At 59.7% G+C, this 14,504-nt stretch carries 5 protein-coding genes; 2 read left to right on the top strand and 3 right to left on the bottom strand.

The window, feature by feature from the left end:
- Positions 1 to 20: 20 nt before the first annotated feature.
- Both pbpC and ACEN2J_RS08235 read right to left on the bottom strand, forming a co-directional pair.
- A complete protein-coding gene (gene pbpC, locus ACEN2J_RS08240; protein ID WP_442104994.1) occupies positions 21 to 2,054 on the bottom strand; it encodes a penicillin-binding protein 1C in 2,034 nt (677 codons plus the stop codon).
- A complete protein-coding gene (locus tag ACEN2J_RS08235) occupies positions 2,054 to 7,510 on the bottom strand; it encodes an alpha-2-macroglobulin family protein (protein WP_442104847.1) in 5,457 nt (1,818 codons plus the stop codon). Before ACEN2J_RS08235 ends, pbpC begins: the two co-directional genes overlap by 1 nt.
- Positions 7,511 to 7,756: 246 nt before the next feature.
- Here ACEN2J_RS08235 and ACEN2J_RS08230 point away from each other — a divergent pair, with 246 nt between their 5' ends.
- Positions 7,757 to 10,315: a response regulator gene (locus ACEN2J_RS08230; protein WP_442104992.1), complete on the top strand. Its 2,559-nt coding sequence runs from the start codon at positions 7,757 to 7,759 to the stop codon at positions 10,313 to 10,315.
- A 92-nt stretch (positions 10,316 to 10,407) separates the two neighbouring features.
- On the opposite strand, the gene ACEN2J_RS08225 is transcribed toward ACEN2J_RS08230, so the two are convergent.
- Positions 10,408 to 12,756: a DEAD/DEAH box helicase gene (locus tag ACEN2J_RS08225; RefSeq protein WP_442104845.1), complete on the bottom strand. Its 2,349-nt coding sequence runs from the start codon at positions 12,754 to 12,756 to the stop codon at positions 10,408 to 10,410.
- A 783-nt stretch (positions 12,757 to 13,539) separates the two neighbouring features.
- Between ACEN2J_RS08225 and ACEN2J_RS08220 the strand changes: the two genes are divergently transcribed.
- Positions 13,540 to 14,496, top strand: coding sequence for a TAXI family TRAP transporter solute-binding subunit (locus ACEN2J_RS08220; protein ID WP_442104843.1), 957 nt, complete (start codon positions 13,540 to 13,542; stop codon positions 14,494 to 14,496).
- Positions 14,497 to 14,504: the final 8 nt, after the last annotated feature.

Raw genomic sequence — 14,504 nt, 5'->3', positions numbered from 1 at the left:
GCGCGGGGGCATGAAGCACCCTAGCGCAAACGCACACGCGCCCGTGCCGACCGGCCAACCCCGTCAATCACCGAAAGCACCACAAACCCCGGCCCCGGCATCCGTACCACAGCTTGACGTCCGCGCGCGGCAACGACCACTGGCTGCCCATCGGCGAGCCATGTAAACGGCCCAACGCCGCCGCGCACCCGCAGCAACAACCCGTCCCCCAACAACTCCACCTCGGCCCCATCGGGCGGAAAGGCCACGGCAGGGGCATCCACCGCCTCAAACGCCGCTGCGCGGGACCGAAACTGCCTCAGCGGCTGCGGCAAGGCAGCATTGGCCACCATAAGTGTGGCGGCCGGCGGTGCGGGCAGCGGCTCTAACCCGCGTTTCAACCGCGCAAAGGCCTGAAACAACACAGGTGCCGCCAAATCGCCACCAAAGGCCCCCGGCACCGGCGTTCCATCGGCCCGCCCCATCCAAACGCCAATCACATGCGCCCCGTCAAACCCAATCGCCCAAGCATCGCGGTGCCCGTAGCTGGTGCCGGTTTTATAGGCCAAACGGTTCACCGGCGCGCCCACAGGTGGCGGCATACCTGATAGAATATCACCCACCTCCCACGCAGCCACAGCCGACAGCACGCGCACACCATCGGCACCCGCACCCTCCACAAACAGTGGTCGGGCCACGCCGCCACGGGCGATTGCCGCGTAAAGGCCAACCATATCCTCTAACGTTACGCCCAGCCCGCCCAGCGCAATCGCCAGCCCCGGCTTACCCCCCGGCACCCGCGCATCCAAGCCTGCACGGCGCATCGCGGCCAGCAGTTTGGCTGGCCCCAACGCATCAGTCAGCGCTACAACCGGCAGATTCAACGACAATTGCAGCGCCTCACGCACCCGCACCATGCCGCGAAAGACCTTGTCAAAATTCTGGGGCGCGTAGCCACCAAAATCCATCGCGCGGTCCTCAATAAGGGTTTCGGGATGCGCCAAACCGGCATCAAAGGCCAAGCCATACACCAACGGCTTTAGCGTAGAGCCCGGGCTGCGCCATGCCCGCGTCATATCGACAAAGCCTTGCCGTGCATCGGCACGGTAAGCAGCGGATCCCACGCTTGCCAAAATCTCACCCGACTGATGATCGGCGACGACAATCGCCACTTGCAGCCGGTCGCCTTGCGCCGCCACAGCCTGCGCGGCCAGTTCCTCTAGCCGCGCTTGCAATGCGGCATCAATTGTTGTGCGGTGCAGCGCCATATCGGGGGCCGCCACCACCACCCGATCCGCCACATGCGGGGCCAGTGCGGGAAAGTCGCGCCGTACCCGTGGCAGCGCCTCGCGCAAAGCCGCGCGACCTTGATCGGCGGCAATGACGCCAGCACCCACCGCCCGCGTCAGCACCTTTTCGCGTGCGGCCCTTGCGACATCCGGCGCACGGTCGGGCCGGCGCGTTTCGGGAGACTGCGGCAGGGCGACCAGCAGCGCCGATTGCGCAGGCGTCAACCGCTGCGGCTCTTTGCCAAAATAGGCCAGTGACGCCGCCCGCACGCCTTCCAAATTCCCGCCATAGGGCGCGATTTGATAGTATAGCTGCAAAATTTGGCCCTTGGTCAGCCGCCGCTCTAGTGCCAGCGCCACCCGTGCTTGGCGCAGCTTACCTTCCAACTGCCCCGTGCCGGACTCCTCCAACAACCGCGCGACTTGCATGGTTAGGGTCGATCCACCCGAAACCACGCGCCCATAGCGCAACGCCTGCCCCAAGGCCCGCGCCAGCGCCCACGGGTCTACACCCGCGTGGCTGTAAAACCGCTTATCCTCATAGGCCACCAGCATCGCGGTAAAGCCTGCATCCACCGCGCCTTCACCCACCGCCATCCGCCAGCGCCCATCGGCAACGGTATAGGCGCGCAGCAAGCGCCCATCGCGGGCCAAGACCTCAACCGCGGTTTCAACCCCCAGATCAGGCAGCACCGTCGCATCGACCCAAGCATCGCCTGCATCGCGCGACACAGCAGCTGCCCAAAGCGCAAGGACAACCGCAAAAAGGGGCCGCGCGCGCAAGATCACTCAGAGATCACCACGCGGCCTGCATCGGTTTGGGCGCGGTATTCGGGGCGGTACATATCCTCAACCGAGGCTGCCGGATGTTGGAAATTGCCGGGCGACACCGCACGCACCACATAGGCCAGACGGAAATTGTTATCCCCGCTCCAATCCACCGCCGTTAGGAAACGGTCTTGGCGAAACTCGCTATGCGCGACATCGTTTTGCACATCCAGCCAGTCAAACCCGCCCACATCGCCACCGCGCAGCAGATTGGGGTTATCAATCTCGAACCCCGCAGGCAGCGGGTCGGCCACCATCAACCGCGCCTCGGTTTTGCCAAAGGGCATGATCTCTAACACTACAACCAGCTTTTCACCGGCCGTAACACCATCGGCTAGGGATACCGGCGCGCCATCCTCGGTATAATAGCTGCGCGTGATCGCATAGCCATTGCCAGCCGCTGGCCCCGCCACCTCGGGCACGCCGTAAGCTGTCAGCGTCAGCGTGGTGGGTTTACCAGACCCATTGGCCACAGCCACGGTTTGCGCGTCACCCGCCTTTAGCACCCGCACCAAAGGCCCCTCAATCGCGGCACCGTTCAGCGTGATGCCATCGGTGCCGGGCCGGTCGATCAGCGCATTCGCGGCCAGCAGGGTCCAAGTCGCCTCTTGCGTTGACAGGCTGCGCCCGTTGGGCCGCAAAGACAGGGCCAGCGCGTCACGGTCCAGCGCGTTTGACCCCGACTCAACCGCCAGCGTTAGCACGGCGGCCGCATCGCGGCGGGTGCTGCCGTAATCAGCGCGGTAAACCTGCGCATCGTTATAGGACTGATACGCCGCAATGCGTGCGCCTGCGCGTGTGAACATTGCATCGGCACGGCGTTGGTCGCCGTAACTGGCCAGTGCCGCACCCAGTTGCGCCTGAGCAATCGGGGTGGCAAAGGCATCGGCTTTTACATCGGCATAATAGCGCAAATCACCGATTGCCGCCGCCCCTTCACGGGCCAGAACCATCAGCGCGTAAGCCAGTGCCTCGCCGCCCTCATCAAAGTCGGACGCATAGTTCACGCGGTTGCGCAGGTTGTCCAAGGCCGAGCGGAACGCAATATCAGGCACGGCATAGCCTTGGGCACGCGCGCGGCTAAGGAAGTCCGTGACATAGGCATCCAGCCACGCATCGCCCTGCCTTGGCCCCCAAAGGCCAAAGCCGCCCTCGGACCCTTGGTTCGTCAGCACCTCGGCCACCGCTTGGGTGATGCGGGTGCTGATATTCTCGGCCCCTTTCAACCGCATCGCCTGCGCCACTTGGTCAAAATAGATCAGCGGCAGCGCACGCGATGTGATCTGTTCGGTACAGCCGTAAGGATAGCGATCCAACGCCGCCAGCAACCCCGGCGCATCGAGGCGCGCAATGGGCCCGACCGACATTGTCGCCAGCCCCGAGCCCGGCGCGAATCCGTCAAATGCAGCTTGGTCCAGCGTAAAGGTTTGCCCCGCCGCCAGTTCCAACCGCGTGGTGCGGACAATTTCAGGATCGCCGCGCTGCACGGGGATTTGCAAGGTCTTGGTCAGTTGCTTACCATCGGGCGTGGTCAAAGACACAGACACTGATTGCAGCCCTTCGGCACCCGCCGTGACAGGCACCGAAAATACGACCTTGCCCTGTTCCGCCAAGTCAAAGCCCGACGGCACAGCGCCTAACGTCAAACCATTGGCCGCAACATCCAGCCCCATCCGGCCCGCAGGCCCCTTGGCGTGGACAATTTCCAACAGCATCCTGCTTTGATCGCCCGGTGCCATAAAGCGGGGAACAGATGCGGTAACCACCACCGGATCGCGCACCAGCACATCCGCCTCCGCCTGCCCAACACCACGTTTGGACCAAACAACTGCCATCACCCGCACGGTGCCATTGAACGATGGCATGTCAAACGTCGCCCGCGCGTATCCATCGGCACCCACCGTGACGGGGCCGGTGAAATAGGCCACCAGCTCTTCAGTCGGGGGGGGCGCTTCCATCCGAGCTTGGCCTGCGCTGTCACCGCCAGACCGCACCATGCCAGCCGCACCGTTTAGCCCGTCAATCAGGCGGCCATAGACATCACGGATGCCCACGCCCAGCTTGCGTTGGCCAAAGTAATGGCCCTTGGGATCAGGTGATTTAAACGAAGTCAGGTTCAAAATCCCAACATCCACCGCTGCGATTGTGGCATAGGCGGTATCGCCGGCAGCCAGCCCGTCAACCCTTACCGCAACCTCCATCGGGCCGCGTGGGGCGACTTCGGGGGCAACCTCAATCGCGGCCGCCAACGCCTTATCACCGGGGTCGATGCTGGCATGGGCAAGGCCCATCGCGCGGGCGGGGTTGCGGCCGGCGGCCACATCCATAGGCCGCAAAACGGACACGGTGACATAGACGCCAGCGCCCCATTCGGACGTCACATCCATCGGGATGTTGTTTTCGCCCTCGGTCACCTCGACCATCTTCATCGTCACCAAACGGTTTGACAGCACCGATACCAAAGCCGTACCCGCAGCCCGCGGCACAATCCGCAACTGCGCCACATCGCCCGATTTGTAGGCCGGTTTATCCAGCGACAATTCCAGCGTGTCGGGCGTGGCCGTTACATCGGCAGGCGCATACCAACCGGCATAGAATTGCTGCGTGGTTGATGCACTGCCACCATCGGTTTGCTCAACCTCCAGCTCATATTCGCCCCATTGTACAGCGCCTGAAATATCCAGCGGGGCAGCACCCAAATTGGCCACACCATCGGCTACACGTTCGCGGCTGGTCACAGGTTCCCAATACCAATTGCCGTATTCCTGATACCATTGATAGCGCGTTTCAATGCGCGACAGCTCCCACTTTACGGCCATCGGCACGGCGGTTTCATCCGGCCCCACGGCGACGATTGAAAACCGCGCATCAGAGCCTTTGGGCGCCACACCATTAAACTGCGGCTTTACGCCGATCATCGCGGCGAGGGGCTGCAAGGCGCGGGTGATGCGGCGTTCGACCGGCCTGCCCGACCCTTCAGCAACCCGTGCTACCACGATAATCTCCATAGGGCGGGCGGGGTCTGGCACGTCGGTCATGGTCAGGGAAACCTCGGCATGACCATCACTATCGGTTACGTCGCCGCCAAACCCCTCCATCCGAGTGTTAAACGGTTCATCCGCGCGGCCAAAACTATAGCCGGGAAAGGCGGCAAGCCCCTTGGCAGCACGCAAGATCACATCGCCTTCGATCGCCAAATCGGCACCAGGGGCACCGAACAGGTACTTGGCATCCACAGTCAAATCGGGCGTATCGCCAAGCCGGATCGGACCTTCAGGCAGGGCCAAGGTGAAATCAATACGTTCGGGCAGGAAATCTTCGACCAAGAACGTCATGGCTGCCAAAGGCGCAGCCTCCAGATCGGCCAGCAGTTCCAGCCGCCAAGTGCCACGCGGCGCGCTGCCTGCGATAGGCAAGGCAAAGACATGGCCGCCGCCGCCCGCATCATCGGCCAAGGCGCGGGAGTATTCGACCCCATCGGGGCGTTTCACAATCGCCGTCAGGGGCAGCCCAGTAATCGCCGCAGCATCGGCATCACGCGTCAAAGCAGTGGCGTAAACGGTTTCACCAGCACGGTAGGCACCACGATCGGTGGTAAGGAAAACATCAATCGGCGGGGCAGGTTCGCGCCCTTCAACCCCACGATCGGACAGATCAAACTCGGGGTCGGTCAGCGACAAAAACGCCATGTCATCGGCACCATCCTTGGCCACCAACATGGCAGGCGCCAACGCCCCCACACCGCGCGTCAAAGCCGCCGGAAACACCGCATAGCCCTGTGCATCGGTCGAAACTGTGCCCAACACCTCATTGCTGCGGCTTAACAGTTCCACCGACACGCCCGCCTTGGCCCCTGCCGTCCCCAAACTACGGATAACCACATGCAACCCGTCAACGCCAGACAGTGAAGTAATCCCCAAATCCGACACCACAAACCACTGCCACGCAGGGGCGACATCATCGCCATAAGTGCCGGGTATCTGCGCCCGCAGCGCAAAAATCCCTGCGCCCTGCCCCGCCAAAGGCTCGGCCATTGGCAGGCGGGTGGTCATGTCTTTATTCACCTCAACCGCCAGATCGGCCTCACCCTTCCACACCTGCGCACCCACACCGCTGGCAAAATTGTCCTCGCGCCAATACGACATCGGCTCGCCGAAATAATCGCCCTGAATGGCCCGCAGGATGTTGCGGTCTGTCACGCGAAACAGCGTCAAATCCACCTTAGCCGCATTGACCGATTCCACAGGCAGTGCGGCCCCGTCCCCCACCTTGGGAAGCACATAGGCCCGGCCCGGAAAGCGCACGCCGGGTGTGCGGTCGCGGACATAGGCGGTGATTGTGACCGGCTTTACTGTGGTCTGGCCATCGGCGGCCGGAATGCCTGCGCGAAAGGTCAGGCTGTGACGCTCGCCATGCGAAACGCCCTCAACACACAGCATTTGATCGCCCGACTTTTCAACCGTTAGGCCCGCCTGATCGACCTGCACGAATTTTTCAAAATCCACACCGGTTTTGGCAAGCTCATCCGAAAATGTCGCGCAAATACGGGGGCGGGCAGAATCGGACTGCACGTCATGCTCGGTGATCCGAAAGCCGTACTTGCCGATAGCGGTATCCAAGGCCACCTCGGTATCGCTGCGCGGCTGGATTTGTTGCGCCAAACGCAGCGCGGGCACCATGTCGCGGCCACGGCCACGCGCGTCCAACATCTCGGCCATGTCAACCAATAGGGTATGCTGCAAACCGGCGTTATCTGCGCGCAAATAGCCGTTGATTGCGGCGTTCAGGGCACGCTCTTGCAACTCGCTCCGCTGGTCGGAATTGCGGCTGGCCGAAACCTGCAACAACCGCGCATATTCGGCCCAATCCTCGGCGGCATCAGTCAGGTTCAGCGCCGCCCCGACAAAGGCGCTGGCGCGCAACACACTGCCGCTGGCCTCTTCACCGCGCGCAGCCTCCATATGTTCGGCGGCGCTCCATGGTCCGGTCAAATGCAGCGCGGCAAGACCATTCGCCAAATCTTTGGCATCGACAAAATCACCGGGGTTCAGAAAAGACAACTCCTCGGCTCGGGTCTGCGCAAGGCCCGCGGCCCCCGGTGCTGCCACCATCACAAAGCCCGAAAACGCGCCGGCATAATCGGTCGGCGCCCCCGGCCCCGACTTTAAAAAGCAAGACCCGTTGCGGGTGTTAAAGGTAAACGCCGTGCAGGATGTGTTCGACAAACAAGCCTTTTGGCACGCCTCCAAAACGGTATCAAAGAGGGTGGCAATATCACCGCCGGGCAAATCGGCATCCCGCGTCACTACAAACCGCTTTTCGGGAACCAGCTCTTGTGCCGCAGTAATCGTGGGCAAGCCTGCCGCCAAAACAGCGGCAACCACGCCAAAACCTATCGTTTTAAGCAATTTCATGATAAAAACCTCCGACACTAAAATTCCGATGCGGCGCGTCACGCTATAGTGACACATCTGCCCTTACCGGCCAAATACCTGCATGCTTGCAACAATCCTGCCACGAGCCTTCGCGATAAAGCAAGGATTCTGCCAAACTCTGCCTGCGTTAACGATCGCTTCATTATGTTGCGCGAAGGTCGGGCAATGCAAAGGGTAGAACGCCCTGTGAGGCCCGAGATTCTGATGGCAATGGTTGAACCGTGTATGGATATTGTAGACAGACTGGCGAAAGAACGGCGCGCGCGACTCGGTGCTGAACGCCTGCTGGAACAAAAACAACGCGAACTTTTCGCCGCTAATGAAAAATTGGCCCTTCATGCGCGTGCGTTGTCTGAACAAATCGTTGAACAACGCCATATGACCAAGGCCGCGGTGTCCGAGGCCCAGATGCTCAAGGGCCAAAACTCGCGGTTTTTGTCTGATCTTGAGGCGGCCCATACCTCGGCGGTGATGGCAGAACGGCGGTTGCGTGATTCGGTGAATGCCTTGCATGATGGCTTTGCGGTGTTTGACCCCGATCATCGGCTTTTGGTCGCCAACCGCGCCTATCTTATTCCCTATGCCGATTATAACGTCGGCCCCGGCACGCCGTACCGTGAAATCCTGAAATTGACCGCGGAGGAGGGGATGGTTGACCTCGGCGCTGAAACCCCAGACGCATGGATTGAGCGTATGCTGGCCAGATGGGATTGTGACCCGATTCCAAACGAAACGGTGCAAACCAGCACAGGCCAATGGTTGCGCCTTGTCGATCGGCGCGCCCGTGATGGCGATATGGTCTGCGTCGCGCTGAACACCACCCAACAAATGCGCATTTGGGCCGCACTTGAAGCGATTCCCGATGGATTTGTGCTGTTTGATCGCGAAGAAAAGTTGCTGACCTGCAATCAGCGCTACAAAGAAATCTACCCCGAGAGCGCCGACATCATGGTTCCCGGCACAACATATGAGGAAATTTTGCGCGCCGGCGTGACTGCGGGCGCCTATGTTGATGCTATCGGCCGTGAAGACGCGTGGATCGAAGAGCGCATCGGTCAACCGCTAGAAGGCCCCGTGGTGCGCGAGCAGGAGTTGGCCGATGGCCGCTGGCTGCGCGTGCTTGAACAACCCACACCCGAAGGGGGCCGCGTTGGGCTGCGGGTTGATATCACCCACCAAAAGGAACAACAGGCCGCACTGGATGAAGCCCGCAAAGCCGCCGAGGCCGCGAACCGCGCCAAATCGGCCTTTCTCGCGAATATGAGCCATGAAATCCGCACCCCGATGAACGGGGTTGTCGGCATGGCCGAACTGCTGTGCGATAGCAATTTGAATGACGAACAGCGCCTATTCGCCGACACCATCCGTTCCTCGGGAGAGGCGCTTTTGGTTATTATCAACGACATCCTCGACTATTCCAAAATTGAGGCCGAGCGTCTGACGCTGCACCCCGAACCCTTTGATCTGGAACGCCTTATCCATGAGGTTGCGATGCTGCTGCAACCGCGTGCGCGCGAACGCGGGCTTGATCTGATGATCGACTATGATCTGTTCTTGCCCACCCGTTTTGTCGGTGATGCCGGTCGGTTGCGGCAGGTTCTGACCAATCTTGTCGGCAATGCGGTGAAATTCACCGAAAAAGGCCATGTCCTTATTCGCATCGTCGGGCTGGAAACCGATCCCGGCAACCAACAGCTGCATGTTTCGGTTGAAGATACCGGCATCGGAATTCCCGCCGACCAGCTAGAGCATGTGTTTGGCGAGTTTAATCAGGTCGAATCAGACGCGAACCGCAAGTTTGAGGGCACGGGCCTTGGCCTCGCCATCTCAAAAAGCTTGATTGAACATATGGACGGCTCTGTTTGGGTCGATAGCGAACTGGGCAAAGGCTCTTGCTTTGGCTTTCGGCTGCTGCTTCCCATCGCCGAAGCTCAATCCGCACCGCCAGACCCCATTCTCTTGCGCCGCGCGCTTGTGGTCGACGACCAGTTCATAAACCGCACCATCCTTGAACGTCAGCTGCTGACCTGCGGCATGCAGGTTACGCTGTGCCGCTCGGCTGCCGAGGTGATTACCGAACTGGCCCGCGACACGGATTATGACGTGTTAATCACCGACCACGAGATGCCCGAAATGAACGGGCTGCAACTGGCCGACAAGCTGCGCGAGACGGGGTATAACATCCCCATCGTGCTGTTTTCGTCAAACCCCGCTGCGGCCCGTGATGGCGCCGGTCACGCCCATCTTTCGGCGGTTTTGCAAAAGCCGCTCTTGCGATCCGAACTGTACCGTCGCCTGCGTGGCCTTACGGCCCCTGCCTCCATTCCCCAAGCAGCCCAGCCCGCATATACCGGCCCGCGCCGTACCATGCGCGTTCTGGCAGCCGAAGATAACCGCACCAACCAACTGGTTTTCCGCAAAATGGTTAAGGACTTACAGATCGACCTAAGCTTTGCCCACAATGGCCGCGAGGCCGTAGAGATGTTTGAGGACCTGAAGCCTGACCTTATCTTTATGGATATTTCCATGCCGGAAATGGATGGAAAAGAGGCCGCCCGTGCGATCCGCGCGCGTGAAACCCATACTGGCGGCCATGTGCCAATTATCGCCCTGACCGCCCATGCGATGGATGGGGATGACACGTCTATCCTTGCGGCAGGCATTGACCAGTATTTAACCAAACCCCTGCGCAAAACCGCGATCACAGCAGTGCTTGTCGCGCATTGCCCACCCGAGGCTTTGCCGGTCGTAGAGGCCGAGGATACACAAACCGAGGTGGCCTAAAGCGGTGTGCAAGCCATCGCTTGGCCATTTTGCCCCAAAGCAAAAGGCCCGGTGCGCAAACACCGAGCCTTATTATCGATCAAACCAACAGATCAGCCTTTTTTCGGCGGTACAAAACGCTTGCTGGTATCATTTGCTTTTGGCTTGGAAGGCTTAGCAAACGGCTTACCTGCTGGCTTTCCGCCCGGTTTACCAAAACTTTTGCCTTCAGCGCCGTGCGATTTGAACCCGGCTGACCGCGCAGGGCGACCTTCGCCATCGGCCTTGCCGCCGCCATGCGATTTAAAACCAGCCGAGCGCGGCTTTGCAGCGCCTTCTTCGGGCTTCCAGCGTGGCTTGCGCTCACCGCCGGCTTCTGGGCTAGCACCACGTGGCGCATAAGGTTTCGCGCCGTCTTCACGCTTGGCATAAGGCTTGGCACCATCGGCAGAATCGGTCTTTTTGGCATAGGGCTTGCGGGGAGCGGCATCACGCTTTTCCCACGGCTTGCCGTCACCTTCTTCGCGCTTTACCCAAGGCTTTTTGTCGCCATCGGCTTTGGCATAAGGCTTTTTATCACCGTAAGACTTGGCACCATCGGCCTTGGCATAAGGCTTTTTATCACCGTAAGGCTTCGCGCCTTCGGCTTTGGCATAGGGTTTTGCCGCGCGCTTTGGCTTTTCGCCGTCGCGTGCTTCAAAGCCTTTGGCCGCGCCATCATCAGCCGACCAGTCAGATTTGGCCGCAGGCTCGCGCTTGGTATAAGGTTTGCGTTCCGGCATCGGCGCATCATCTTCGACAAAGCGCGAAGGCTTGGCCTTGTATGCCGGCTTTTCGCGTGGTGCGCGGACCGGGCGCTCAGGGCGGTCACGGTCAATCGCAGGCTCGCCGTCCATCCTCGTCATTTCCACGCCTTCTTCCAGCGCAAGACCGGCACCAAACTTGTCGGCAACGTCTTTGCCAATCTGCACATAGGTCAGTTCAGTCTGCACACGAATGGCACCGATACCGTCTTTGGTAATCCCGCCAGCTTCACAGATTTTTGGCAGCAACCAACGCGCTTCGGCACGGCCTGTGTGACCCACCGAAATCGTGTACCAGACCGAGGCACCAAATTCGGCACGCGGTTTCGGCTCTGGCCGCTCACCCGCTTTGGCAATATCCGACAGAACCTCGGGCGAAGACCGCCCTTGCCGCCACATGGTCACAAAGGCTTGCGCCACTTGCTCGGCGCCAAAACGGTCCAGCAAGGTTGCGGCCAGTGTACCATCTTCACCCTCATTCGGGCCAAGTGCGGGGTGTTCCAGAATACGCTGATCGTCACGTTCCTGCACTTCTTCGGCCGAAGGCGCATTACCCCATTCGACGACCAATTTCGCACCTTGAACCAAACGCTGTGCCTTGCGGAGTTCGGATGGCACAACGACCAGCGCCGAAACCCCTTTGGAGCCAGCGCGCCCTGTACGGCCCGAACGGTGCAACAGAATTTCAGAGTTGCTTGGCAAATCGGCGTGGATCACCAGATCAAGGCCGGGAAGGTCGATCCCGCGGGCCGCAACATCCGTCGCGATACACACGTTTGCACGGCCATTGCGCAGCGCCGAAAGCGCGTTTGTGCGCTCGGCTTGGCTCAGCTCACCCGACAGGGCCACAACTTTGAACCCACGGTTGCCCATGCGGCCCATCAGCGAGGTCACAGCCGCGCGGGTTTTACAGAACACAATCGCAGTAGGCGCTTCATAATAGCGCAACAGGTTGAAAATCGCGTTTTCACGGTCGCGCATCTGCACCGAAAGCGCACGGTATTCGATGTCAACGTGCTGCTTGGCCTCACCGGCGGTTTGGATGCGCAGCGCGTCATTTTGGAATTCTTTGGCCAATGCCGCGATTGCCTTTGGCACGGTTGCCGAAAACATCAGGGTGCGGCGCTCTTCGGGTGCTTGGCCCAAAATGTATTCCAGATCGTCGCGGAACCCGAGATCAAGCATTTCATCCGCTTCGTCCAGAACTGCGGCGCGCAGGCCCGACAGATCAAGCGATTTACGGTCGATATGGTCACGCAAACGGCCCGGTGTGCCGACAACAATATGCGCACCACGGTCAAGCGCGCGTTTTTCGGTGCGGTAATCCATACCGCCAACACAGGTTGCAATCCGTGCGCCAGCTTCGCCGTACAGCCAGTCCAGCTCGCGGGCAACTTGCAGCGCCAATTCGCGGGTTGGGGCAATAATCAGCGCCATCGGCACATCAGCGAACAAGAACCGGTCGGCCCCGTTCAGCAGGTCTTGCGCAATCGCGATGCCGAAAGCCACGGTCTTACCCGAGCCGGTTTGCGCCGAGACCAGCAAATCGCGGCCATCAACTTCTGGCGCAAGCATTGCTTCTTGCACGGGGGTAAGGGACGCATAGCCCTTGGCTTCTAGCGCCGCAGCCAATGGCGCAGCGATATTCATGTTTTCCATTTTCTTCTACCTATCAGGGGGCGTTGCTTTGCCCGTTCAAAGGCCGCTCACCCCTGACTGGCATCGGGCCTCCTCGCCCGCCAGCACCGGAATATATCTGGGCCAAGCGGGCCGTTTACGCGCAAAAGGCTGGCGAGTCTACCAAAACCTTACACGCGGCGCTTTTCCGCCGACGTGACAGGTGACAACTTCGCCCAGCTTGCCCCTGACCGACCATGTCAAAGCGATTTGGCAAAAGCCGCTTTTGGGCTCAAATAAAGGATTCGGCTCCTTGGGAAAACTGGCCGGAATCGACAAGGACACCATAATAACCATTTGTTTTTAAATTATAATATTGACCAATAATAAGTTTTTTTATCGCTATTGAATTTGTAATTTTTCCCCCATAAGCTGAACTCACTGAATACACAGAACCAATGCTGCAGCCGCTTCATTGATTTCAGTGTTTCATACATGTTGGGATAGCCAACCTTGGAACTTGCAGACCAGCGGTGCAGCCGCCTTGTTGGTCGCGTGTTTTTTGGGGGGGTGGATGCCCGATTTACCATTTGCGCTCCGTAACCGGGTTGGTGCTGTTGGAAATTGATTAATCAGGTCTTGATATGGGCAGGTGCCCATTCTGCGATCTGCGCTCAATTTTCTAAGGCTGTCCCCCCAAATAGTGGGCGCAAAGGCGGCGCGTGCAGGGTTTCTCTGCCAAACGCAGACCAAGCCGCATACCAAAAACCGTAGCCGAGAAGGCGGCGGAAGCAAAAACGCTAAACAACGTGACGGGAGTTACACATGACCTATCTTAAATCTCTGGCGCTTGCCGGGTCCATGGCGCTTGCCACAGCCGCAACTGCTGAAGAGCGCTACATCACCATCGGTACCGGCGGCCAAACTGGTGTTTATTTTGTTGTGGGTCAGTCGATCTGCCGCCTTGTGAACCGTGACACACCTAAAACCGGCCTGAAATGCACCGCGCCATCCACCGGCGGCTCAATCGCCAACATCAACGCGATTAAGGCCGGCGATATGGATATGGGCGTGGCCCAGTCCGATTGGCAGTACCACGCCTATAACGGCACCGCTAAATTCGAAGGCGACAAGTTTGACAAAGAGCGGGCCGTGTTCTCGGTTCACTCTGAACCTTTTAACGTGATCGCACGCAATGATGCAGGTATCGCCACGTTTGACGACCTTAAGGGCAAGCGCGTTAACGTTGGCAACCCAGGGTCGGGCCAGCTGGCAACGATGGAAGTTGTTTTGGCCGCCAAAGGTTGGACCATGGCCGACTTCGCCTTGGCATCCGAGCTGAAGCCAGCAGAGCAAGCCGCCGCTTTGGGCGACAACAAGGTTGACGCGATCATCTATACGGTAGGCAACCCGAACGGGTCTATCCAAGAAGCTGTTTCGACAGTTGATGCGCATCTGGTGCCTGTAACTGGCCCCGAAATCGACAAGCTGGTCAGCGAAAACCCGTACTACGCCAAGTCGATCATCCCCGGCGGCATGTACCCCGGCACACCCGATGACGTGGAAACATTCGGCGTTAAGGCAACTTTTGTCACCTCGGCTGACGTGCCCGATGATGTGGTTTACGAAGTTGTCAAAGCCGTGTTCGACAACTTTGACCGGTTCAAAAAGCTGCACCCCGCCTTTGAGAACCTGAAAGAAGAAGAAATGATCAAAGACGGTCTGTCAGCTCCGCTGCACCCCGGCGCGATCAAGTACTACAAAGAGCGTGGCTGGATGTAATCCGCCCC

The organism is Pseudorhodobacter sp. W20_MBD10_FR17 (assembly GCF_052119765.1).
Lineage (GTDB): Bacteria > Pseudomonadota > Alphaproteobacteria > Rhodobacterales > Rhodobacteraceae > Pseudorhodobacter.
This window is presented reverse-complemented; position numbering and strand designations above follow the sequence as displayed.